The 24,750-nt window shown below is 39.5% G+C and carries 24 protein-coding genes; 10 read left to right on the forward strand and 14 right to left on the reverse strand.

The genetic code is table 11. The features are described from left to right. The first annotated feature begins 314 nt into the window (after positions 1 to 314). From H6G41_RS27355 to H6G41_RS27375, 5 genes are all read left to right on the forward strand, one after another. A complete protein-coding gene (locus tag H6G41_RS27355; RefSeq protein ID WP_242038070.1) occupies positions 315 to 1,337 on the forward strand; it encodes a glycosyltransferase family 4 protein in 1,023 nt (340 codons plus the stop codon). 46 nt (positions 1,338 to 1,383) lie between these two features. Further along, positions 1,384 to 2,370, forward strand: coding sequence for a hormogonium polysaccharide biosynthesis glycosyltransferase HpsN (hpsN, locus tag H6G41_RS27360; RefSeq protein WP_190750527.1), 987 nt, complete (start codon positions 1,384 to 1,386; stop codon positions 2,368 to 2,370). 75 nt (positions 2,371 to 2,445) lie between these two features. Continuing rightward, a complete protein-coding gene (gene hpsO, locus H6G41_RS27365; RefSeq protein ID WP_190750529.1) occupies positions 2,446 to 3,624 on the forward strand; it encodes a hormogonium polysaccharide biosynthesis glycosyltransferase HpsO in 1,179 nt (392 codons plus the stop codon). A gap of 100 nt (positions 3,625 to 3,724) precedes the next feature. Then, the gene (gene hpsP / locus H6G41_RS27370; RefSeq protein ID WP_190750531.1) at positions 3,725 to 4,951 is read left to right on the forward strand and encodes a hormogonium polysaccharide biosynthesis glycosyltransferase HpsP; all 1,227 of its coding nucleotides are present in this window, start codon (positions 3,725 to 3,727) and stop codon (positions 4,949 to 4,951) included. 178 nt (positions 4,952 to 5,129) lie between these two features. Then, positions 5,130 to 5,768, forward strand: coding sequence for a peroxiredoxin (locus H6G41_RS27375; protein ID WP_190538618.1), 639 nt, complete (start codon positions 5,130 to 5,132; stop codon positions 5,766 to 5,768). 198 nt (positions 5,769 to 5,966) lie between these two features. Here H6G41_RS27375 and H6G41_RS27380 read toward each other — a convergent pair whose 3' ends face one another. From H6G41_RS27380 to H6G41_RS27390, 3 genes are all read right to left on the reverse strand, one after another. Further along, positions 5,967 to 8,204, reverse strand: coding sequence for a dynamin family protein (locus H6G41_RS27380; protein WP_190750533.1), 2,238 nt, complete (start codon positions 8,202 to 8,204; stop codon positions 5,967 to 5,969). Positions 8,205 to 8,374: 170 nt separating this feature from the next. Continuing rightward, entirely contained in the window at positions 8,375 to 10,456 is a 2,082-nt protein-coding gene (locus H6G41_RS27385; protein ID WP_190750535.1) for a dynamin family protein, read from the reverse strand. Positions 10,457 to 10,470: 14 nt separating this feature from the next. Further along, positions 10,471 to 10,791: a DUF3040 domain-containing protein gene (locus H6G41_RS27390; protein WP_190750537.1), complete on the reverse strand. Its 321-nt coding sequence runs from the start codon at positions 10,789 to 10,791 to the stop codon at positions 10,471 to 10,473. Positions 10,792 to 11,286: 495 nt separating this feature from the next. On the opposite strand from H6G41_RS27390, the gene H6G41_RS27395 reads away from it, so the two are divergent. The 3 genes from H6G41_RS27395 (at position 11,287) to H6G41_RS27405 (ending at position 13,512) form a co-directional block, all read left to right on the forward strand. Then, positions 11,287 to 12,183, forward strand: a complete 897-nt coding sequence (locus tag H6G41_RS27395) for an ABC transporter permease (RefSeq protein WP_190750539.1) — start codon at positions 11,287 to 11,289, stop codon at positions 12,181 to 12,183. Between the two features lie 58 nt (positions 12,184 to 12,241). Continuing rightward, the gene (locus tag H6G41_RS27400) at positions 12,242 to 12,445 is read left to right on the forward strand and encodes a hypothetical protein (RefSeq protein WP_190538612.1); all 204 of its coding nucleotides are present in this window, start codon (positions 12,242 to 12,244) and stop codon (positions 12,443 to 12,445) included. A 170-nt stretch (positions 12,446 to 12,615) separates the two neighbouring features. Continuing rightward, positions 12,616 to 13,512, forward strand: coding sequence for an ROK family protein (locus H6G41_RS27405; protein ID WP_190750541.1), 897 nt, complete (start codon positions 12,616 to 12,618; stop codon positions 13,510 to 13,512). A gap of 96 nt (positions 13,513 to 13,608) precedes the next feature. Here H6G41_RS27405 and H6G41_RS27410 read toward each other — a convergent pair whose 3' ends face one another. From H6G41_RS27410 to H6G41_RS27445, 8 genes are all read right to left on the reverse strand, one after another. Continuing rightward, on the reverse strand, positions 13,609 to 14,880 hold the full coding sequence (locus H6G41_RS27410) for a ribulose bisphosphate carboxylase small subunit (RefSeq protein WP_190750543.1): 1,272 nt from the start codon (positions 14,878 to 14,880) through the stop codon (positions 13,609 to 13,611). An 89-nt stretch (positions 14,881 to 14,969) separates the two neighbouring features. After that, the gene (locus tag H6G41_RS27415) at positions 14,970 to 15,350 is read right to left on the reverse strand and encodes a type II toxin-antitoxin system VapC family toxin (RefSeq protein ID WP_190750545.1); all 381 of its coding nucleotides are present in this window, start codon (positions 15,348 to 15,350) and stop codon (positions 14,970 to 14,972) included. After that, positions 15,347 to 15,574 (reverse strand): type II toxin-antitoxin system Phd/YefM family antitoxin, encoded by a 228-nt coding sequence (locus H6G41_RS27420; RefSeq protein WP_190750547.1) that lies wholly within the window; start codon positions 15,572 to 15,574, stop codon positions 15,347 to 15,349. The genes H6G41_RS27415 and H6G41_RS27420 overlap by 4 nt, the downstream gene beginning before the upstream one ends. Positions 15,575 to 15,651: 77 nt before the next feature. Beyond that, positions 15,652 to 16,314: a Uma2 family endonuclease gene (locus H6G41_RS27425; RefSeq protein WP_190750549.1), complete on the reverse strand. Its 663-nt coding sequence runs from the start codon at positions 16,312 to 16,314 to the stop codon at positions 15,652 to 15,654. Positions 16,315 to 16,361: 47 nt separating this feature from the next. Next, positions 16,362 to 16,973 carry a GDSL-type esterase/lipase family protein gene (locus H6G41_RS27430; protein ID WP_190750551.1) on the reverse strand — a complete coding sequence of 204 codons (612 nt, stop codon included), beginning with the start codon at positions 16,971 to 16,973 and terminating at the stop codon, positions 16,362 to 16,364. A gap of 102 nt (positions 16,974 to 17,075) precedes the next feature. Then, the gene (locus H6G41_RS27435; protein WP_190750553.1) at positions 17,076 to 17,405 is read right to left on the reverse strand and encodes a ribulose bisphosphate carboxylase small subunit; all 330 of its coding nucleotides are present in this window, start codon (positions 17,403 to 17,405) and stop codon (positions 17,076 to 17,078) included. A 44-nt stretch (positions 17,406 to 17,449) separates the two neighbouring features. Beyond that, the gene (locus H6G41_RS27440) at positions 17,450 to 17,857 is read right to left on the reverse strand and encodes a chaperonin family protein RbcX (RefSeq protein WP_190750555.1); all 408 of its coding nucleotides are present in this window, start codon (positions 17,855 to 17,857) and stop codon (positions 17,450 to 17,452) included. A gap of 96 nt (positions 17,858 to 17,953) precedes the next feature. Continuing rightward, on the reverse strand, positions 17,954 to 19,384 hold the full coding sequence (locus H6G41_RS27445) for a form I ribulose bisphosphate carboxylase large subunit (RefSeq protein WP_096604714.1): 1,431 nt from the start codon (positions 19,382 to 19,384) through the stop codon (positions 17,954 to 17,956). Positions 19,385 to 20,205: 821 nt separating this feature from the next. Here H6G41_RS27445 and H6G41_RS27450 point away from each other — a divergent pair. Together H6G41_RS27450 and panB are read left to right on the forward strand one after the other, a co-directional pair. Next, on the forward strand, positions 20,206 to 21,321 hold the full coding sequence (locus tag H6G41_RS27450; RefSeq protein ID WP_190750557.1) for a two-component regulator propeller domain-containing protein: 1,116 nt from the start codon (positions 20,206 to 20,208) through the stop codon (positions 21,319 to 21,321). Positions 21,322 to 21,445: 124 nt separating this feature from the next. Next, entirely contained in the window at positions 21,446 to 22,216 is a 771-nt protein-coding gene (gene panB / locus H6G41_RS27455; RefSeq protein ID WP_190750559.1) for a 3-methyl-2-oxobutanoate hydroxymethyltransferase, read from the forward strand. Between the two features lie 799 nt (positions 22,217 to 23,015). Here panB and H6G41_RS27460 read toward each other — a convergent pair. From H6G41_RS27460 to H6G41_RS27470, 3 genes are all read right to left on the reverse strand, one after another. Beyond that, on the reverse strand, positions 23,016 to 23,315 hold the full coding sequence (locus H6G41_RS27460; protein WP_190750561.1) for a hypothetical protein: 300 nt from the start codon (positions 23,313 to 23,315) through the stop codon (positions 23,016 to 23,018). Then, positions 23,296 to 23,541, reverse strand: a complete 246-nt coding sequence (locus H6G41_RS27465) for a hypothetical protein (protein WP_096729250.1) — start codon at positions 23,539 to 23,541, stop codon at positions 23,296 to 23,298. Before H6G41_RS27465 ends, H6G41_RS27460 begins: the two co-directional genes overlap by 20 nt. Before the next feature lie 733 nt (positions 23,542 to 24,274). Then, a complete protein-coding gene (locus H6G41_RS27470) occupies positions 24,275 to 24,616 on the reverse strand; it encodes a hypothetical protein (protein WP_190750563.1) in 342 nt (113 codons plus the stop codon). Positions 24,617 to 24,750: the final 134 nt, after the last annotated feature.

The raw sequence follows: 24,750 nt of genomic DNA on the forward strand, positions 1-24,750 counted from the left end.
ACCGTAAACTCCCGGAGGGCAGATATTTATTTGTAGATTAAGCTAGTTTCAAGATTAACTTGAGCCTAGCTTTTTTAGTTTATATAAATTGAAAAAGTTCATAAATAAAATCTTATATTATGAACTGCTTATTCCCCTAAAAATATTTATTCCTGTAGAAATTAATTATTGAAAATATCAAGATGATCAAATTACTGATAGCAGGAGAAAAGCATCTTAGCATTCCTAATCTTCCCCGAAAATCTAGACATAGATTAATTAGACCCAAACCATTTCCTTCAGGAAGGTATCCTTTAGAAAGATTTTGGTATCCTTTGGGTAGTTTTAATTACTGGCAATATTTTCATGAAAATTATCAATTAGTTCATGCTTTTAATAGCATACAGTATACAAACAAACCCTGGTTTATAACTTTTGAAGACCATAGATTTTTATATAGAAATCCTAAAAATAAAGCTGAAGCAATAATCTATAAATTCTTGAATGAACGTTTAACTCTACAAAACTGCCAAAAGCTCATAGCTATATCAGACTATGCCAAGATGAGATTCTTTAACAGAATCCAAGATTGGTCTAGTTTTAATCAAATTAAAGATAAAGTAGTTGTCATTCCTCCAAACTTTTCTGTCAGAGTCGATCGCCCTAAAACATACAAGCCAAATGACAAAATTCAACTTGTATTTGTAGGAAATCATTTTGCACGTAAAGGTGGAATTGTTGCTTTAAGGCTAGCAAAAAAAGCAGAAATTTTAGGGTTACCTATTAATATACATATAATTTCTGGTTTAAAACATGGTGCAGGAGTACCTACCGATTATCCCGATATTTCTAAATATGCAGATGACTTAAAATTATTAGATTTAAGTAATGTCAGTTTATTTAAAAATATTGCTAACGAGCAAGTTTTACATCTGTTATCACAAAGTCATTTTCAAATTTTAGCTACATTACATGACACCTATGGATATAGCATAATCGAAGGGTTTTCCGTTGCTACCCCTGCGATTACTACTAATATTTGTGCTTTACCAGAATTTGTCCATCATGGTGAAAATGGCTATCACTTAGAATTACCAGTTAATGAAATACGCCATTGGGGTAATTGGATGCATGGAGAAAAAACTAAAACTGATGAATATTGGGAAATTGTGAATAGTACCTACGACTATTTAGCAGAAGAAGCACTAAAAAAAATATTACAGTTTCTTGATAAGTCTGATAAACAAGAACATTATGAATATCTCAGTACAGGTGCGCTAACTCAGATGAAAAATTTTCATGATGCAGAAAAACACAATGAGTTATTTGACAATCTGTATGCAGCAGCAGCAAATTAAACTTGGAAAAATTATTTATATGGATTAAATTTTTACCTAAAAAACAATGATTAATTTACCTTTAATTTCGGTAGTTATTCCCACCTATTATCGCGAAGAAGCGTTAAGGGATAGTGTAGTAGATATTCTAAAACAGGATTATCCTAACTTTGAAGTTATAGTAGTAGACCAAACACCAAAACATCAACCAGAAATTCAAACTTATCTGGAAGAAATGGCAACAATAGGTAAAATTAAATGGTTTCGCTTAAATTGGGCGAGTTTACCCGGTGCACGTAATTATGGTATCCGTCGTTCACAGGGTGAAATAATTTTATTTATTGATGATGATGTTCAACTAAAGCCAGACTTTTTATCAGCCCATGTGAAAAACTATTTGCAAAAACCAGAAATAGGGGCTGTTGCGGGACGAGTATTTGACAGAATGAAATTAGGCGATTCTGGGGGAGAATTGGAAATTGAATATCTTCCTCCAGAAGCAATGGAACCGGGAATTGCTTGGTATCACATAGATTTAGTTCACACTATTAAACCCCAGCAAGTGTTAACAGCAAGGGGTTGTAATATGTCTTTTCGCCGGGAAATTTTTACTAAATACGGGCTGAGATTTGATGAAAGGTTTCGTGGGAGTGCTGTACGCGAAGAATCTGATTTCTGTTTGCGAGTGCGGCAGACAGGATATAAGATTTGGTACGATCCAGAAGCTGATTTAGTACATTTGGGCGAAGAGACTGGAGGTTGTCATGATATTAGTATGCGATCGCTCGAATATCAACTCACCTTTTACCACAATCATTTTTTACTCGGTCTGAAAAACCTGACAGTTAGCCAAGCTTTACGCCTTTACACCCGGTTATTTGATTGTCATGTACTGGGACGACCTCCTTGTCACAAAAGCGGTTCTCTCATCAAAATCTTGACTCGTGGCTGTTTCTATATTTTGGGTTTTCTCAAAGCTGTATGGACTATCATTCAATCAATTTGGAATGATGGACAAATCTATAGTCGTCTTGACCAACAGAGTTTTAATTAATTTTTAAATATATAAACCCTGTTTTTTAGGGTGGGAATTACCCGCCTGATAAATTTTCCGATATTTATATTAAATATGAAAATTTTAGTTGCTAGTCATACTTATATTGTAGACTTAAATTGCCAAAAATTACGCGCTTTATCTCAACTAGAATCGGGAACTGAGGTTACGGTTGTTGTTCCTAAAAGATGGCGACCTGGTGGCGTACAAAATAAAATTATTACCACAGAATATCGTGATGAAGGTGCATTTAAAATTGTGCCTATTTCTAATTTTAGTCAAAATCAGCAAGGATTGCTCACATTTGGTGGTGATTTAGTAGCTTTACTACAGCAATTTCGTCCTCATATCATCCAAGTGGAACAAGGTTCTAGGGGACTGGCTTATACTCAGATGATTGCACTAAATCTACTTTTGGGTTTAAATGCTAAAAATATATTTTTTACTTGGTGGAATTTACCTTATACTCTCAAATTACCAGTTGCTTTATTAGAAAAATATAACCTGAGCCATAGCCACGGGATTATTTGTGGTAATCAAGATGGGGCAGAAATATATAAACAAAAAGGCTATAAAAGACCTATCAAAGTTATGCCACAGTTGGGTGTGGATGAGCAATTATTTATTCCTCAACCACAACCAGAGTTAGGTGCAAAATTAGGTATTTTACCTCATGATTTTGTGGTTGGTTTTGTGGGTAGATTTGTGCCAGAAAAGGGTTTATTAACGCTTTTACAAGCATTGATTAGTATCAAAGATAAATCTTGGAAGCTACTACTACTTGGGCGCGGAGAGTTACATACAGAATTACTGAAGATAGCCGCAGAAAATCACATTCAGGAACGAGTAATTATTATTGAAAGCGTTCCTCATAATGCAGTACCTCAATATATTAATTTGATGAGTACTTTAGTATTGCCATCAGAAACGACATATAAATTTAAAACTTTAACCGCCATTGGTTGGAAGGAACAATTTGGTCATGTATTAATTGAGGCGATGGCTTGTAAAGTTCCGGTGATTGGTTCTAACTCTGGTGAGATTCCTCATGTGATTGGTGATGCTGGTTTGGTATTCCCGGAAGGAGATTTTCAGGCTTTAGGGAGTTGTTTAACGCAATTAATTGATAACTCTGAATTTGCTATGAGGTTGGGGTATATGGGGTATCAAAAGGTGATGGATAAATATACGAATCAGGCTTTGGCGCGACAGCAGTTAGATTTTTATCAAGAAGTTGTTAATAGTAAGTTTTAATTTTAAACGCAAAGGGGCGCGGAGGTTTACGCAAAGGGGCGCAGAGAAGATATTTTGTGAGGTATATTGAGAATTTTTATTTGGAGGGATGGATGAATTTATGAAAATATTACAGGTTATTCCTTCCGTTTCTCTTGTTTATGGGGGGCCTAGTCAAATGGTGTTAGGATTGGCTCCGGCTTTGGTAAGGGAAGGTGTAGAGGTTACGTTAATTACTACTGATAGTAATGGTGATATTGGACAAAAACCCCTGGATGTTCCGTTAAATTATCCTGTTAAACAAGATGGGTATGAAATAATTTATTTTCGTTGTGCGCCGTTTCGTCGTTATAAATTTTCTCTAGATTTACTTGCTTGGTTAAAATGTCATGCTGGTGAGTTTGATTTGGCGCATATTCATGCTTTATTTTCGCCTGTGAGTAGTATGGCGGCTACTATTTGTCGTCAGCAAAGGTTACCTTATATTTTGCGACCTTTGGGAACTCTCGATCCGGCTGATTTACGGAAGAAGAAATTATTAAAACAGTTATATACAGCTATTATTGAAAAGCAAAATATAGCTGGTGCGGATGCAATTCATTTTACTAGCGATCGCGAAGCTAAAACATCAGCAAAATTTGGGATAAATACGCAAGATTTAGTAATTCCTTTGGGTGTGATTCCGCCTAAATGCATCAACGAACAACAAAAGAGTTTAGTACGCCATCAATTAGGGATTCCGAGTGATGTACCTGTAATATTATTTATGTCGCGGATTGACCCGAAAAAAGGGTTGAATTTGTTAATTCCCGCCTTAGAAAAGCTATTAGCGATTGGTTGTAATTTTCATTTTGTCTTGGCTGGAACAAATCCCCAAGAGCCAGCTTATGAACAAAGTATTATTACAAAAATTCACAATTCACCACTGCGATCGCACTCTACAATTACAGGCTTTGTCACTGGCGAGCTAAAAGCTAGTTTACTGCAAGCGGCTGATGTGTTCGTCTTGCCTTCCTACTATGAAAATTTTGGTATTGCTGTGGCTGAAGCGATGGTAGCAGGAATCCCTGTGGTAATTTCCGACCAAGTGCATATTTGTCACCAGATACAAGAAAGTCAGTCAGGCTGGGTAGGTGGACTAGATGTCGAAGTACTGGTAAATTTATTGCAAACTGCTTTAGAAAATCCCCAAGAACGCCAACGTCGGGGAGTAAACGCCCAACAATATGCACTACAAAATTATAGTTGGGATGCGATCGCTCGCCAAACTATCGCCGCATACCAGGAAATCTTAGAAAGACAAGGAAGACAAGGAAGAAATCAATCTTTCAACTTACCCCCAATCTAAAAATCTCTCTCCCTAGCCCCTAGCCCTTAGCCCTTAGCCCCTTCATTGAGCTTTTTTAAGGGAAATTACGTAACATCAAATTTTCTTGCGCGTCTCTTAACCCGATGGGAAAACCGGGGTTTTATGTCACGTTTGCGTAGTAGAATACTTAATGCCTTCTAATTACAAGGAAGCTCTCATGACTCTGCGTCTAGGTGATACAGTACCCAACTTTACTCAAGCCTCTACACATGGCGACATAGATTTTTATGAATGGGCAGGTGACAGCTGGGTAGTGCTGTTTTCTCACCCTGCCGATTTTACACCTGTTTGCACCACCGAATTAGGGACGGTTGCTAAACTAAAACCAGAATTTGACAAGCGTAATGTCAAAGCGATCGCTCTCAGCGTTGATGATGTAGAATCTCACAACGGATGGGTGGGTGATATTGAAGAAACCCAGAGTACAACTCTTAACTACCCAATTTTGGCAGATGCAGATCGTAAGGTTTCTGACCTGTACGATATGATTCATCCCAATGCTAATGCATCTGTGACAGTGCGATCGGTTTTTGTCATCGATCCTAACAAAAAGCTACGTCTGAGTTTCACATATCCCCCCAGCACAGGACGCAATTTTGATGAACTGTTGCGAGTCATTGATTCTCTGCAACTGACAGATAATTACAGCGTAGCCACACCAGCTGACTGGAAAGATGGAGATGATGTAGTCATTGTCCCCTCTTTGAAAGATCCAGAAGTGTTGAAGGAGAAATTCCCCAAAGGTTACGAGGTAATCAAACCTTACTTGCGGATGACACCCCAGCCTAACAAGTAAGTCTGAAAATTATTTCCTATTGTCTGTTTTTCAGGCGCGAAGGTAAAACTTTGCGCCTTTATATTTATGCGTGAAAATAAAGATAAAAGTTAGTCTGGTAATTATTCAAAGCAAGAATAAACCGCCAAGTACGCCAAGTACGCCAAGTAAGAAGAAATTCAGAGACTTTTTCGTAGCACTCAGAGATGTTTCTAGATATTAATCCGATAAAATTGTATAAGCTTCATTAATTAATCGCATCTTTTCTTGAGCTTGTTTTTGTAATTGTGGCTGATTCACATATAAATCTGGATGCCATTTTTTCACTAAGTTTTTATAAGCCTGTTTCACTTCATTAATTGATACACCAGGCTGTAAACCTAAAATACTATAAGCGCGAGTAATTTTATCTTTTTCGGCTTGATTTTTTGGTTGCTGCGGTGCTTTATTGCTTTGGGATGTATTCTGCTGTTGTTTGTTAGCTTGATAACCAGGAGAACGCATTTCTGCTTTCATTCTTGCTATCTCCTGATCGATTTCCCAATTGCGGAATTTTGCGTCTACTTCTGCGGGATTGGGTGAGGTTGAAGCTTTGGGTGGAGGAGATGTATTCACGCGCTGATTTGAATTGGCTTGATTAGTCTCAGCAGTTTTATAGGAATATCTATATGTTGAGGATGTAGAATTATTCGCTTTTTCTTTTTGGGAATAAGTTTTTTGTTCCTTTTCAACTGGTGGGGTATAGGGTATATATTTAGGTATTTCTCGATAAGGTTGATAATTTGTCGATATTTTAGCCTTACTTAACTGTTGTACTAATTGATTAAAACTGATTTGTAATTGCTGCAAATCTTTTCTTTTATTAGCGATTTCTAGCGGTTCTGGACTACCAGAAAAGCGAGTTACCCTTTTAGCTTTATATTCAAATTCTGCTAAAATTGCTAATCCTTGATTGCTCAATTCAGTAAAATAATTCTCAGTCACGCCTATGCAGATTTTCGCCACTTGCTGATGATAGGATTCCTGTGCAGATTTATCGTCAGTTTCTTGAATATTTTTGTTTAATAAATAAGAAATACTCCCAACTACAGCCGCACCTACAGGCCCCCCTAATAACCAACCAATACCACCACCTACGGCAATTGCACCAGCAGGTTCTGTTAAATCGTTATTACTCCCTGGCTTTGGCGGTAATGTAATTTGTGGTTCGTTGGGTAAGGGAATAGATAAATCTTCTGGCCTTTCTTCTTTAAAAAACTCATAAGCTTGATACAGCCATTTCATGATATTTAGTTGTAACTCGCTGAGGTCTTTTTTTAAAGTACCTATTTGCCAAGTTTTAAATTTATCTTCTGCGATTGCAACTGTAGCCTCAGTTTGATATTTCTTTAGCAGATTAGATAATTCTAGCCAATTGCGTAATTCAGTAAAACTCTTATTTAAGCCTTGTTGAATTAAATTAGCGGCTTTTTGTTTAACTTCAATTTTTGCATTCTCTTTCTCATCAAAAGACTTAACTTCCTTAAGTAGAGGCTCAATTTTTGCTTGTAAATTTAATTGAATTTGGGAAGCGATCGCCTGCACTCTCGGTAATCGCACATCGCCCCGATTTTGTTGTAAAATACTGACTATATTTTGCAACGCTGCTTCAAAGGTTGCTAACCCGCTACTCGTAGCACCAGCACCATCACCTTTTAATCTCGCTCTTAACGCAGGTAACGCATCTACACGATATAAATTACTAAATCCTGGCGGTAATTCAGCGCGAAAACTTTCCGCAACAAATAACAGGCGATTTTGTACTTGCTGTTGTTCTTCGGGTTCTAGCAAGTTAATAAAATTAGCAACGAAAATAACTGTTTTAATACCCCTATCTAGTAGCCAATCGCGCAGGTTTTCCCGTTCGCCTAAAGTCATTAACTTCCGCGCATCAAGTAATTGTACTACCAAATCTGTCGATAACAGGCGATCGCGTACTAAACTATCTTGGGCTTCCTTGTCGTTTGTACCAGGTAAATCTAGTAATTCTATACCCCTTTTTAAAAACGGATGGGGACAAAAAACTTCTACAGATGCTACATCTTGGTGCATCTGTCTGTTACCATCCAAAATTGCATACTGCTGTAAAATTTCGGTACCGCTACGATAAATTTCGGTACCATCTCTCAACATGATTCGCGTGCGTAAATCGCTACCATATTTAACAATAATCGCCGCGCCTGTGGTGGGAATTAAATCAATTGGTAAAGTACGATTTCCTAAAATGGCATTTAATAAGGTTGATTTACCATGATTAAAAGGGCCAAATACCGCAATCTGAAAGTTAGGATTAGTCAGATAATGAGAAATAGTATTGACATCTTGAGATAGTTGTGAGTTGCGCTCTAAATTTAGCAATCTCGATGTTGATTTAAGCGCATTTACTAAATCCTGATAACTTTCAGATTGTTTTTGCATAGTTTTCTAATTTTATGCTGTGTATGCAAATATGATTTTGGATTGATATACACAGATAAACACAGATTTTTATGGATATACATCTGTGTTTATCTATTATTTATTTAACTAACCGCCAAGTACGCCAAGAAGAATATACAGAATATCCTACCTGTGAGAAAGACGAGGATTTAACTATAGTAAGCTAATAAGTTACTATAAGCAGCTTCAATCTTTTGTAATTGCTCTATCACCTGTTCCTGCAAACTTTTCAGCCGCTTTAATTCACCTTCGCGATTAATCTCTTGTGTGGCTTTTTGCTTAAGGAGATTATCTAATTCCGATTTGCGAGATGTGATATCGTCGTTGATTCGCTTGCTCACTTCTCTTTCATAAACATCAAAACATTCTTTAACTGCATCGTATACAGTTTGCGATTGCTCGTGAGCTACTTGGGGTAGGTGTTTAACTAACTCTTTCTTTGCGGTTTTTACTAATTCTTTCCGCGCTTGATCTGCTTGGAGAAAGCCTACACCTAAACCTAACAATGCAAAGCCAATCGGCCCGAGAAAAATACCTGTTACGGCTGTAATTATACCGCCAATACCAATCACAGTGAAGTAATTTAATAAGATATTTTTCCAATCAAATCCTGCGCCAGCTAACGCCACACCAGCTAAATTACCTCGCGATAAAGATAACAACCCCATCGCCCATTTTGCCCATCCGGGAGAGTTATCATCTTCAGTAGTAGCAGATGCATGTACTTTGACTTGCTGTCCGGTTAATTTTTCGGTAATTTGGTCTGTAACTTGGCTATAAGATGCGCCATATTGTGCAGCACTTACAGAAAGTTCTCTAAATGCGCCATTAATATCTTTTTCTGCTGTTAAAGTCCAAGCCGAAAATTTATCAGTAATGTATTGCTCAAATGCTTTTTGCAAAGCAGTATTAAAAGCATCTCGCTTACCACTACTGAGGAAATCGAATAAATTTAACTCTGGTTGATAGCGTAAGAAATCTGTTTCAAAGGTATCGCCTAAGCCTAAAACATAGCTGCGGAATGATTCAGAAATTTTTCTCGCTTGGGTGTCTCTGGTGTTGATAATTTCTTTTTGAAATTGATCGCGGATATTTGTCAGTTTTTTAAATTCTGGTTCTACAGAATCAATTTTTTGTTTCAATTCATTGACATCTTTATCCAGCAATGGTAAACGTCTATCTATGGCTTCGCGAGTATGATTACAAGCTTGTCGCGCTAAAGTTCTGACTTGTCGCAATTCTGCGATCGCGCGTTCTCTAGTCAAAAAAGTATTCAAAGATCCCATAAACTCAGGAAAGCCAGTCCCAGTTAAATCAGCTTCGGGATTTTTTAATCTTTTTCTCAGTGCTTGAATTGAGGAAAGCTCAAATACACGCTCATTGTAAATGCTCTGTCCATCTACATAGCAATATTCTGCTAAATTCGCCTGAAATACTTGTCTTAATCTCGCTTCTGCAGCGCTTAATTCTTCCACATCGTCAGGATCTATGAGTGATTCTTTTACCTGATCCCAAGCATTAATTAAAAAGAAAACACTCAATCCTCGACCTTTAATGTAATTTTCTAGATAGCGACGCTCACCTAATGTACAAGGTTGAGATGCTCTCATGACAAACAAAATTGCATGACAATTATTGACATACCCTAAAGATAATTCATTCCGCGCTTCTGTATCATTTAACCCAGGACTGTCAACAATTTCAATACCCTTTTCTAAAAGAGCTAAGGGATATTCAACCACAGCATAATCAACATCAGGAAAAGCTTGTTTTTTCTCCTGTTCTAATTTCTTTGCTTCTGCTGGATCGATAGTATATTTATATTTAAAGCTTTGAAAATCTAGCTGTTGCGGACTTTTCCCATCATTAAAGTGAATTGTGACTTTTTTCTCCGTCCCGTAGCGTAAAACTGTTAATACAGCAGTGCAAGGATTCACATCACTGGGTAATAAATTCTCACCAATTAAGGCATTTAGAAACGTACTTTTACCTCGTTTCATATCGCCTAAAACTAATAGGCGAAATACACCTTTTTGCAGATTTTTACTAGCTGCTGTAATATCTTCAATATCTCGTTCTAAACTCAATTTACCTGAAGAAGATTCACCAGCTAATTCTGCTTGATTAATTGTGTCAGCAAGTTGGCTCAAACATACAGCCATTTTTGCTCTTACTTGCGCTACACGTTCTAAATCGTTGAGAAATTTGTCAGCCGCAACTTGATTAGTCATATTGACTCTCTAAATTAAGGTTTATTTTTGGGAGATTCCAGAAACAGCTTGTAAGCCATCCAAACCAGCGCGCCAAACATCACAATTCCCGCAACAGTTGCGGCTATCCTCGCAGCAACCAAAACCGCTACACCAATCCCAAAAAGCTGTAAACCAAGAATGGCTTTTTTCATCCAAGGTTGAGAGAACTTTTCTGACGGATGCTTGACAGTTTTATGAAAAGGTGCATTAGAAGGATTGAGATCCGCTTCCATTTCCCGAAGTTTTAATTCCACTTCGCGCTGTCTGAGATCGCGTTCGCGCTGTTCTAAGTCATGATTGCGATCGCCTTCCATTGGTTTCCACCTCGTTGACGATAAGGAGCTATTTTCAGTACTTATAATCCGTATTTATGTATTTTATTTTACTAATAAATAAACATCCTCAGTATAATTTCTACTTTAATGACAATTCTTAACAACAAAATTGCTCAGATATATTAAATTTCACCAGTTGAGCTTGTTTTTTCGGAATTTTTAGCTTCCCTCCGCAACCCAGTAAGCTAATCTGCCTTTAAGTTGCATAATCCTTAGCTTCAGAAAGACGCGGGGACGCGGTGAAGGGGAGACACGGAGATGCAATTTGAATGATTATTAGCTTAGCTAAGGAAAAGAAAGAACAACCAGGAAAAGGAGATAAACAAATGACCACTGACAACTGTACGGGCGGGTTCACAGATATCCTCAAATATCCATAACTATCTCCCATAAACCCGCCCCTACTGACTACTAATCATTGACAAATGATATGTAAAATGGTCAGCGTATCTCGCTCAATGTAGGCGATCGCTCATGGCCATAACAAAACGGCAAATACCGTCATTTTTACGCTTTCCCAAAAATCCGAATCTTTCTCAAGTTTTAATGTTGATCGGGTTAGCCATTACTCTATTTTTTATCTTCCTGGCATTCTTCGCACCAGTATTTCAAGCTTGGGGATGGCTACAAAGTCCCACAGAGTTGTTAAATAACCCCGTTTACGATCCACCTTCCGGTAAATATTGGTTTGGTACTAGTCTTTTAGGACATGATGTTTTTTCTCGAACCATCTTTGGCGCTCAAGCTGCTTTGCAAGTGGTGATTTTAGCAACAGCCTTAAGTATGCTAATTGGCGTGCCTTTAGGCATGGTTAGCGGCTATCTCGGCGGCAGACTAGATAAAATCCTGCTGTTTATTATGGATAGTATTTATACACTGCCTGGATTACTACTGTCAGTAACACTGGCATTTATTGTCGGGCGGGGAATATTAAATGCCGCGATCGCTATTAGTATCGCCTACATTCCCCAATATTACCGAGTTGTGCGCAACCACACCGTCAGCGTCAAAACCGAAGTATTTATCGAAGCGGCGCAAGCAATGGGCGCTTCTACTTGGACTGTGCTATCTCGCTATCTATTTTTCAACGTTATTCAAAGCGTACCTGTATTATTTACCCTCAACGCCGCCGATGCAATTTTAGTTTTAGGCGGTTTAGGATTTTTAGGTTTAGGATTACCAGAAACCGTTCCCGAATGGGGACGCGATTTAAAACTAGCACTAGAAGGATTATCCACAGGGATTTGGTGGACTACACTGTTTCCCGGTTTAGCAATGACATTAATGGTGGTAGGGTTATCACTACTTGGTGAAGGTTTAAATGAATTTGTCAATCCGCGTTTGCGACGACAGAATAGTATTCGGAAATAATTTAGCTCGTTGTGAACATTAATTAGTACACAGACCGATATTTGATTTGGAGATTCAGGTGAAAGACAATTTGACTTTAGTTGCTGCGGCTACAGGCGGATTTATGCTTTCTGTAGCTTTATCCGGGATTTTACGGGGAACACCAGTTACAGCTTGGCAAGTTGAATCAGGTGTACGCCAAGGGAATGTAAGCAATTTGCAATTTGCAGCTAATAAAAAAGAGAATTCAGAATTTTTTAGCAATAACACCCAAAAAAGCTAAGATGCTTTTTGGGCATGGGGCATTGGGCATGGGCAAAAGTCAAAAGTCAAAAGTCAAAAGTCAAAAGTCAAGAGTCAATAATCATTTATTTTCCTCCTTGTCCCCTTTGTCTTCCTTGTCCCCCTGCTCCCTGCCCCCTGCCCCCTCCCTAGCCCCTAATCCCTAAAAAAGTGGTGAATTCTCAAGTAATTGGTATTGATTTGGGGGGAACAGCGATTAAGCTGGGGCGATTTGACCGAGATGGCAATTGCTTGCAATCTCTGACAGTAGCAACTCCCCAACCATCCACGCCAGAGGCTGTACTGGCGGTAATGGTAGATGCGATCGCTCAAGTCGATCCAGATAATCAAACTGTGGCTATTGGCGTCGGTACTCCCGGCCCGGCTGATGCTCAGGGACGCATCGCTAAAATCGCCATCAACTTAGCCGGGTGGCGAGATGTACCTTTAGCTGATTGGTTAGAAGCGAAAATTGCTAAACCCACAATTATTGGTAATGATGCTAACTGCGCCGGTTTAGGCGAAGCTTGGTTAGGCGCTGGCCGCAGGTTTCAAAATTTTATTATGCTGACTTTGGGCACTGGCGTAGGCGGTGCTATCTTCCTCAATGGCAAACTATTTATTGGACATCAAGGCGCAGGGGGAGAACTCGGTTTAATCAGCTTTAACCCTGAAGGGCCGATATGTAATAGCGGCAATCGCGGCTCTTTAGAACAATACACCTCCATCACAGCCATCCGTCGCCGCACTGGTAAAGAACCTTGGGAATTGGGCGCTCTAGCAGCAGCCGCCGACCGAGAAGCCTTGACTTTTTGGCAAGAATATGGTAAATACCTGGGTATTGGCTTAACCAGTTTAATTTATGTGTTGACGCCAGAAGCGATCGTCATTGGTGGCGGAGTTAGTGCGAGTTTCCGGTTTTTTGTACCAGCCGTCAAAGCAGAAATTGAGCAACGAGTAATGCTAACATCGCGTGTCGGTTTACAAATTATACAAGCAGAATTGGGTAATGCTGCGGGTATGGCGGGTGCAGCCAAGTTAGCATGGCAACATCTTTCCGAATCTTAAAATACAGCATATTTCAGATAAATGAGGTACCCAGGTAAGGGCATGGCACTGCCCATGCCCATCAACAAAGGGAGAGATTTCCCCGCCTTTTCAACTTTAATTTCTCCCATTCGGACGCTGAATAATCGTCTCTATCACGCGCCGCTTCGCTTTTGGATCGATTCCTACCAAACGCAGATATTCACCGCTATATTCCTCTAGACATGATTCTAAAGCGGATATGGCATCGGAATGGGCATCAATGTGAGTATTCAGACAACTTTGCCAAGAACCTGTACGAAAACGGCGTTCATCAACATGTTCAATATTAATCGTGTAACCTTGCGCCAAAATTTGCCGAATCTGTTCTTGGGTTTCTAATGTTAAATGTGGACTCGACGCTGGCTTATTTGCACCATTGGTTTTTGCAACTTGCTTTCCAGCATCACTTGACGGCTGACTAGTTGGTGTCACGTTGGGAGGTGGCGCAGCTTGATAGCTTCTACCGCGATTGAGGCGATTGTATTCATCAACCAACTGGGAATTTTCTACCCGCTTTTGTTCACCTACCATCAAGTGACCAGATTCAATTAAATGCGCTAGGCTAAAATCTGGCTTTTTAAATGCTGGCGGCCCTTCTAAGCTATTAACAACACGTAAGGAAATGCGCTCAAATCCTATATCATGGATAAACTCACGGATTTGTTCGTCATAAATACGCGATCGCAATGCACTAAAGAAATCAATTGATTGATTAGCAAAAGTATCAACTAACTGTTCAACTTCTTTTTGCGAAAGTCCATCTGGTGCAAAAATTCCGCCCACAATCCCCACTTTATCCTCATGGCTGGGTTCCCAATAAAATTTTTCCATCCGCCCGTCGCGAATTAACGGTGCATACAGGGTAGTAAAATCATTACCGGTGACAATAATCGGTACGCGACGCAAAGGTGTGGAATCGTAGCTTCCAGGTAACTGCACATCGGTAGGATTATCGGCAATATTCATCAGTGTGGCATTCACCAACTGAGTATTTACTGTATATTGAGTACCTTCATCAAATCTACCTGCACCCGCATCTAAATCATTAATCATCAGCACGCACATTTTACCGCGCACTTTGCTTAATTCCGACGTTTCTCGGTAGCGTAAGCGAATTAAACGTGCTGGATCTCCCGCATCGGGACTTTCTAATTCACCACCAGAGATGAGTGTTACTTCCACACCCATTTTTTCAAAAGCTAATTCACATTGAAAGGTTTTACCCTCACCTTTACGCCCATGAATCCCTAAAATCAAAGGTACTCTAATACCAGGAAGATTCAAGAAATTCTTGGTAATGTGGACAGCAATTTTATCCAAAAATCGAGGAGCAATGTAGTAACCCATAAAATTGTTCTTGCCTGGGACTTATTAAAATAATGCTACGTGTTTTTGTGTCAAATTTTATTTATCTTTTGGTATAAAGATAATCCTAACTACCACAAACGCTGAATTGGATAGGCATCAAAAATTGTATCAGCACTCAGTATAGGAATATTTTCTACTATAGACTGTGCAATTAACAGCCTGTCAAATGGATCGCGGTGATGTAAAGGAAGTTGGGAAACAACAATAATCTCTTCTCTGGCGATTGGCATTACTTCAATACCATTGTTAATTATTTGCTGTTCAATAAACTCTGGAAAACTTATATTGAAATTGAGTTTACCAATACTGTGTTTGATTGCCATTTCCCAAACACTGACAAAACTGAGCAGGTTATCATTGTTTTCAATTTGCGATCGCAAATTCTCGCTAATTCTTGGATTACCCATAACAAACCAAATAAAAGTATGAGTATCCAGTAGTTGTCTCATTCCATATATTCCTTAAAATCTTCTAATGGTTCGTCAAAGTCATCAGATATAGTTATTAATCCCTTAGCACTACCAAACTGAGGACGGCGTTTAACTGGTGATACAGGTGTTAACTTCACTACAGGTTGATTGTCTTTAATAATAAAAATTTCTTCACCGCTTAGGGCTGCTTCAATCAAATCAGATAAGTGTTGTGATGCTTCATCTAGAGTAATTTGCTGCATAAATAATACCTTCAGATATTTAATTCTAGGTTAATCTCAACATCTATTTCAATATTCAAGCCAAAATATTTGAATAATTATGCTAAAAATTGTTGATGCTCTCGCGAGTTCAATCCTTGCTGTAATATCGCTAAAACTTGCGTCATTTCTCCAGTTAATAATGCAGTCACATCCAACCATAAACCAGGAAATACACGACTTTTGATCATCCCATGAGCATCAGGTGCTAATGTGACATACTCAGCATTTTCTAAAATAAACCAATCAAATTTATTTTCAAATACTTGCCAAACAATATATTCTTTAACGCCATTGCGACGATATACTCGCTTTTTATCATATAAATCATTAGCCGCACTACTAGCAGCAACTTCTGCAATTAATTCAGGTGCGCCTTCTATATAGTCATCTTCACTAATTCGGGTTTGTCCACCGAGTTGTTCGTTAAGTATCAGTACAACATCGGGTTGTACTTCATTATCTGCATCTAAGCGGACTTTTGTATTATCGCCTAACTCCACACCTGGGGTAGAAACTTTGTATGTCCATAACCAGCCAATAAGATCACCATGAGGTTGTCCATGACTTTTAAAACGTAATGGTGAGGCCACGTAAACGACTCCTTCGATTAATTCTGCTTTTTTAATATTCGACATCGTATGATAGCGACGTTCAAATTCTGGGCGAGTTAGGCGATCGCCACTTTCTAAAGGTGGTATTTTGATATCTGAAGCTGTCATTTATAAATTCCTCAAAAAAATTTCTCTGCATCTAGTATAAGCAATTCTTATATAAACCAATTTTGCCAAGCTTCCCAACGATCTACCAGTTGAGCAAATTCCCTATAACCACCGGCTCTTGGATGAGCGCCATCATAATTTCTTGCTTCTTCTCTCCAAATTGTTGATTTTTGTAAATATTGAAAAATGTTGAGATAGGGAATATTTAATTCCTGACAAACTAAAGCAAACTCTTGGACTAAATTAGCAATTCGTTGATTTTGTGCCTCATCTGTGCATGGAGGCGGACTTACCATCAAAACTGGATATAACTGTTGAGCCTGACTCAAAATATTGCGGATATTATCAATTGAATCTTCAACAGCAACACGAGTTTTACCGTTTTCAATTGTCGTGTCATTTACCCCAAAGGAAAATACTATTCTCCCGTCACATTCTTTTGGTAGGCGATAGCTAGCTTCTCTGTACCAACGGTTTCTTAGTTCTGTACTCGTTTCTCGTCGCACACCTAAATTATAGTAGGTAATTTCGTAACCTTTATTCTGCGCATTTACACAAATTCTCCCTGTCCAGCCAAGACATTCTGGATCGCCTGTACCATTTACAAAAGACTCGCCTAGAAAGCAAATTCTCATTTGGGATAAAGATTTTTCAGTCATCAAACCTCTACTTCGTTGCTATAAAAACAAAAAAAGAGAGGTATATATTTTTACCTCTCTTTAATAAATCAATAAATCAAATTATTTAAGCTAAATTAGCTTTTAGTATCTGCTGGGTTTGTGAACGATAAAGCTGAGAACTTGGCACTGCTTGATGTTGTCAAAACCAACAACCCGGATATATTGGTTGGAATACTGAGAACGGCAAGATTGAACTTCGTTTAGCACTTCTTGAGTAGTTTTAGCACCAAACAAAGGCAGCTTCCAGAGTGTCCAATATAATTCTGTTGGCTCAGAAGTTTCGTTAAATTCAACTGCTGGGATATAACCTTGGCTCAAGATGTACTGAACCTGCTTGGCAATTTGAGCGTCAGACAGGGGAGGTAGATAAGAAAGGGTTTCGTAACGACGCTCTTTTGGTAAAGTTTGCATGGCGGTTGATAATTGGTTGCGATTTTTACTACTACGTTGATCAGCTAACTGGATAAGTTATCTGAATTTGGCTCTGAGCTTGTTTGCTGTTCCGCTTGCAGACTGGGGTCTGATGTTTCTATTTGAGTGATGCGTTCTAGATGCTGGCGGCGCTGTTCCATATTGGCTTGCTGAATGCCAGTGCGAACCATTTCCGGTAAGAATTCTGCAATTTCCTCAGCAATGTGTTCTCTGACAGTCATGATCCGCAATGCTAAATCTGGCTTCTCTTTTAACAATTGGGCAATATACGATTCTCCATCCTGAATTTTGTCAGCGGAATAGTTATGCAACCAAATTGCCAATGGAGGATTAGTTTCGCCTAGCTGTGCCAGTACTGTCCTTAGTGCCTGATAAGTCAGGTAGCTTTGGAGAGTCTTGGCTGTGTCTTTCGCAATTTGCTTAAGATTCATGCTTGACCCCAGCCTTTAGTTAAGTAAAAAGTAAAAAGTAAAAAGAAAGGATGAATATTTCTTTTACCTTTTAACTTTTTACTGGTTACTTGAGGATCAGACGGTATCCATTGCCTCGAATTCAAACTTGATTTCTTTCCACAGTTCGCAAGCTACAGCCAATTCAGGAGACCATTTGGCGGCTTCGCGGATAATGTCGTTACCTTCACGAGCCAAGTTGCGACCTTCGTTACGAGCTTGAACACAAGCTTCTAAAGCGACACGGTTAGCTGTAGCGCCAGGAGCATTACCCCAAGGGTGACCAAGTGTACCACCACCGAATTGCAATACAGAGTCATCACCAAAGATTTCTACTAGTGCGGGCATGTGCCAGATGTGAATACCACCGGAAGCAACAGCCATTACGCCAGGTAGAGAAGCCCAGTCTTGGGTAAAGTAGATACCGCGAGACTTGTCTTGCTCAACATAGTTTTCACGCAATAGGTCAACGAAGCCCATTGTGATACCACGCTCACCTTCCAACTTACCAACTACGGTTCCGGTATGGATGTGGTCACCACCAGATAAACGTAGGGCTTTAGCCAATACACGGAAGTGAATACCGTGGTTCTTTTGACGGTCGATTACAGCGTGCATTGCCCGGTGAATGTGCAATAGAATACCGTTATCGCGGCACCAACGAGCCAATGTGGTGTTGGCGGTGAAACCTGCGGTGAGGTAGTCATGCATGATGATGGGCATTTTGAGTTCTTTCGCGTACTCAGCCCGTTGCAACATTTGTTCGCAGGTGGGGGCGGTAACGTTCAGGTAGTGACCTTTGATTTCGCCGGTTTCTGCTTGAGCTTTGTGAATAGCTTCTGCTACAAACAAGAAGCGATCGCGCCATCTTTGGAATGGTGCAGAGTTGATGTTTTCGTCGTCTTTGGTGAAGTCCAAACCACCGCGTAAGCACTCGTATACAGCGCGTCCATAGTTCTTAGCAGACAAACCCAACTTTGGCTTAATTGTACAACCCAGCAAGGGACGACCGTATTTGTTTAACTTGTCACGCTCAACTTGGATACCGTGGGGAGGACCTTGGAAAGTCTTGATGTAAGCGACAGGGAACCGGATGTCTTCCAAACGTAGTGCCCGTAAAGCTTTAAAACCAAACACGTTACCTACAATTGAGGTCAAAACGTTGGTAACAGAGCCTTCTTCAAACAGGTCTAGAGGATAGGCAATGTAGGCAATAAATTGGTTATCTTCACCGGGAACTGGTTCGATGTCGTAGCAACGACCTTTGTAGCGATCTAGGTCGGTGAGCAAGTCTGTCCACACAGTTGTCCAAGTACCAGTAGAAGACTCAGCCGCTACTGCCGCAGCTGCTTCTTCAAAGGGAACACCAGGCTGGGGTGTCACGCGGAATGCCGCTAGAAGGTCTGTATCTTTAGGTGTGTAATCGGGTGTGTAATAAGTAAGTCTGTAATCTTGAACCCCGGCTTTATACCCAGATTTTGACTGAGTCTTCGTTTGAGCGTAAGACATAAATTCCCTTCCAAGAAGTCACACTGAATTACTTCACAAATCACGCTTAGTGCAATTTCCCCTCACCCTGCGCTCTCCCCCTGTAAGCAAGGGGAAGCCCAAGAAAATTTTTTTTAGTTAGGGGTTGTCTATGGCAAAGGGTAGCGGTTTTGATTTCGGAACATTTGGTGTGCTATTTCAAACACAATCGCCAATTTCCTTGATTTTTCGACGCACACAGCTATGTGCTTCTACTGTTCCTCTTTCCCAGGCATATAAATTCTTTTTATCTCTTTCTCTCATTTCTCTAATGTGTTTTCCCGTCCACATAACCTTGCTGTGACGCAAAATGATTTTTTACCCATTGTTCCTGAAGTAAAACTTAGGCATTAGGGATTTTTCACCTGTATATCCGTCCAGTTTCCTTGTTCTACAAGGAAATACTCAAATTTATGTGGCTTGAGTTGGGTTTAGAGAAATGGTGAGCGCAAGACAAAAATTGCACACCACGTAATTTGTAACTTGTCTCACAATATATCAAGAAATCAATAAGTTATACTTTGAAACTTTTTAACTTATATATTTAAATTTTTTATTACATAAAGTTTTAAACATTTTGTTAAGACTAGTTTACAAAAATACATTTATAGTCATATATACTTTGGGTCAGTAGAGGATAAGGGAAGGGAAGGAGGATAAGAGAGACAAGGAGGAAAAATGACAAATGACCATTGACTATTGACCATTGATCAATGACCAACCAGAAAAATTGCTGAAAGCGTTTAAAAAATCTTGGTGAAGGGAACACTGAAAATTAACCCTCTCTTTAAGGGAATCTCACCATGATTAAGCGTACTAATGTATTGATTACTTCTATCCTCGCAGGAATGGTGATGCTACCCAGCATGGGAATTATCGCGTTGACAAATCCAGCGACAGCCCAAAAAACCGATAGTCCTGCACCAACACCCACAAAACCGGTGACTAATTCGTCTAAGCCAACTAACTCTTACCCAGCTGTTGCGCCACCTCCGCGAGTAGACCCTTTGCCGAATGAAAGGGAAGAACAGGAAAATTCCCTAGAAACAGATTACCGCGTTAGCAACTTATTAGCAGATGTGACTGGTAATCTTTGGGTTGCTTCTTGGCGGGGTTTGTCACGCATTGACCCCAAAACTGGCAAGATTATCTCTCGCGTGAGTCTACCTAATGTCGCCATTAGCGCTTTAGCACAAGACAAAGTAGGGCGTGTTTGGGTAGGAAATTATGAAGGATTAATCCGCGTTGAACCCCGCACTAGTGAAATTACTGCCCAAAATTTATTTTTGCCTTCTAAACGAGTTTTATCGCTATTGATTGACAAACGTGGCTATTTGTGGGCAGGAACTGATAACGGATTGGCTTTGATTAGTCCTGACCAAGGCTTGATTATGACTACGTTAAAAAATTTGCCTGGTGTTAGTGCTAACGCCTTAACTTTAGATGCCGATGGTCAATTATGGGTAGGCACGTTAGATGGACTGATCCGTGTAAATACGTCTAATGCTTTAATTATCAAGCGAATTGCCGATTTACCAGGAACAACTGTGCAAGCTTTGGCGATTAGTCCAGAAGGATTAATTTGGGCGGGGATGCCAAATAATTTGCTAGTGATTAACCCGAAAACTGGTGCAGTCATGCGTTCTGTCACTCGCCTGCGCGGACGTAATGTCACAGCAATACGTTTCGCTCAAGATGGTAGTGTATGGATCGGTACCAACAATGGTTTGTTACGATTAAATCCAAATACAGGCGCTGTCTTAGATGAGGTTGCAGGACTTCCTTCTAGTCGGGTACTTGCTTTGGTTCCTGATATTGCCAATAAATTATGGATTGGCACTAGTGAAGGTTTAGCTTGGTTAATGCCGAAAATGGATAGTGCAAAAACCCATCTGGCTTTTAGTCGTGCGGTGAAGTAGGCATAGGGCATTGGGCATTGGGCATTGGGCATTGGAAAATACTTATCCTCCTTGCCTTCCTTATCGCCCTTTCTCAGTCCTCTAGCCTCTAGCCCCTTACCCCTAACCTCTACTCGGATTAAAAATGGTCGTTACCACCCAGCAATTAATTCAATGGAAACAACAAGGGCGTTCAATTGTCGCGTTGACCGCTTGGGATTATGCGATCGCGCAACTACTCGATGCAGCTGGGGTAGACTTAATCCTAGTAGGTGACTCGATGGCTGTGGTTCTTGGCTATGAGACCACATTACCAATTACTTTAGAGGAAATGCTCTACCATGCTAAATCTGTGCGTCGTGGTGTCAAACGTGCCTTAGTCGTGGTAGATTTACCATTTTTGACTTATCAAGAAAGTATTCAACAAGCTATGCACTCAGCTGGTTTGGTGTTAAAAGAAACCGGCGCTCAAGCTGTGAAATTAGAAGGCGGCTACCCGGCGATGGTAGAAACGATTGCGCGACTGGTACAAGCAGGAATTCCCGTGATGGGACATGTAGGTTTAACGCCACAATCAGTTCATCAACTGGGTTTGCGACAACAAGGGAAAACTCAGGAAACCGCAGAGAGAATTTTAAATGAAGCGATCGCTCTTGAACAAGCTGGTGTATTTGCGATCGTTCTTGAGCATATTCCCGCAGATCTAGCACTCCGTATTACCCAAAAACTCCGTATTCCTACTATTGGCATCGGTGCAGGAATCCATTGTAATGGACAAGTGTTAGTCACCTCTGACGTTCTGGGGCTTTCAGAGAGACAAGCACCTTTTGCCAAAGTTTATACTAATTTACGGGAGACAATTACCAAAGCTGTACAGGATTATGCGCTAGAAGTGCGCGAGCAAAAATTCCCTTAAGGAACTTCCAAACAAAATATCTATTGCTGTCTCAGCAGAGGAAGCACACAAAGCAGACTTTGATCGTCGCCTTCGCTCTGAAAACTGGATAATTTAATTCTGTAATTCCTGCATCAATCACAAACTTAGGGAAATATCAACCAAACGCACTGAACACTGACAAAAAAATAGTAATTGAAGATGAAGATAGCAAAGTTATCACTGCCAGAAAATAAATCATACGAAAGGGGCGAGTGACAAGTTTGCAACTATAACATCGACAATTACTAAAGTTCTAACTTGAATCGGGAGGAAAAACTTAAATATTTAGTTTTATTTCCAAGAAACGTGTGTTTATCAGGAATATAGATATTCGGATACAGAATTAGTATCTGTACATTATATTACGAATCGTGTTAGTAAACTCCTATAATTAAGGGTAAGCCATTCTTAGGCTAAGAAATCAAGTACAAATTAGAGAATATAGAATCAACGTCTTTTGAGTTTTGGCTAAAGCTTTGACTACAATACAGAGGTACTAGATTGTGATAATTCGGCTTAATTGTAGAACAAGTAACACAGCTGTTTAACTTGGATTATATCCAATTTCAGTAAACAGTACAGCCAATTTTTCCACATCGATAAATCTAGAAAAAACGCAAAACTCAAATATTTTTAGAGTTAGAGTAGTTAGCGACTGAATATTTCATGCAACGGCTAAGATAAATAGTTATCTGACTTAAAGGCATCTTTCCTAGCCAATGCAGATTCACTTTTGGGTAAGTGCCAATTCTAGCAGATACAGTAATGTTCACAACGACTAATTATGTAAATCTGCAAATCTTTTATCAAGACGAAAATCAGGCGCAGGCTCTAACTTCAGCCAATGTTTACGTTTATTCTTATTCCTGAGGATATTTACATAATTGTCAGCGTAGCGAAAAGCTGATGCACGGTCATAAGTAGCAATAGCCACTGCTTGAGAGAAAACCTTTGCAGGAATTTCATAGCCAGAAAATTTCTGCATTAAAATAAACAAGTCTTCTTCAGTTACAGGTAAACTAATTTCTTCAACCTGTTCTGGTTCGTTAAAGATATCTTCATTTAGCGCTTTGGACATTTAGCACCTCCCCAAATGCATAAGAAGCGAAACCGGCAATAAAATTAAGTTGTTGCTCGCGAGTCTGTAAATTTACAGGAAGTTCATTACTAGAACATCCAATTTCCCGCAAAATTTCCAAACAATAAGCACTCAGTTCATTATATGAAGCTCGTTCCCAATTTCGAGCAACCTCTTTGGCTTTCTCTAGGTTGACTCGAATCACCGTCATTACAGGGCTTGTCATCAATCTACCCTCCTAACTGGATATTCGCCATTTTTATCTGAACAACAAAATGGCGTAACCGTGTTATTGCGGAATTTATCTAGGAGGGGTGGGAAGATATCCGGGTATTTACGGTCAAAGTTCTTGGGCGATCGCTTCCCTCATCTTTGTAATTGATACACCGTATACATCCATATATTTGCTTGGTAATTTATATCAACAAAAAGGTTTTAGGCTTTTATTGTTAATGTTTTTTTAATTTTTTACGTATACTTACTTGCATTTACTTAAGTGATATTACGCAGGCAGCACAGAGATAAATGCTCAACTTTCAACGAATAAAAACCGCTAAATTTCCAGTTACGAAATGCTTCCCAGCTTGGGAGTGAGTACTTGCTGATGATGGCCAAAAATAATTTTGGTCTACATCAGACAGCATTGCCAATATAACTTTGGTTATAGTTTGGGAGTTTATACGAAGATTTACGGTCATTAGTTGCCATAATATCAACTTGCCCAAGTTTTTCCCAGAATGACTTAGTTGAATTTTCGGATAGTCAGGCTGGTGAATGGAGTTCTGAGGCTGCTTAAGGGCTTTTAAGTTGGTTAATTTTCTTAGGTATAGGCTCAGTTTATCGAAAATTGGGGTCGAAAACCCTGTCCTCCAAGGAGCGGCTTTTTATAGAGTAAAGGCTTTAGTCGGCTAATCAACCATATAAAACCTGATTGCTACCTAACAACTAGAAACTGAACCTCAAATTTGCACGTCCCACTGCTTCAATTTCTTTTGCGCAAATTCTCGCACTTGCTTATCAGGATCGTTATCTGTTCTGTCACGTAACAATAGTAATGTTCCAAGATGTTGAGGATACTGATCAACGATTGCTTCAAGTGCTGTTAATCGAGGATTTAATCCATATTGATGATCCTTAAAGGGGTCACTAATTGCACGCTCCCATAAAAATTCAAATATACCAGACTCATGTTTCCAACCTCTAGCTAATTGTTGAACGGCTATTGCTCTCACACTCCAACTATTATCAGTTTGAGCGCTAGTTTTGAGAAACATTAATGTATCTGGGTCCTGACTTTTCACGGGATGTGGAAAAGGAAATTGGTTCGCGATAGGTGGTCGCGAACCAATCCTCTGGACTTAAGATAATTTGCGTCCTCTAATATAAGGTGCTTGTAGTATCGTATTTTGGGGTGCAAATGAAACTATTAGAAGCA

The sequence above is a fragment of the Tolypothrix sp. FACHB-123 genome (assembly GCF_014697075.1).
Lineage (GTDB): Bacteria > Cyanobacteriota > Cyanobacteriia > Cyanobacteriales > Nostocaceae > Aulosira.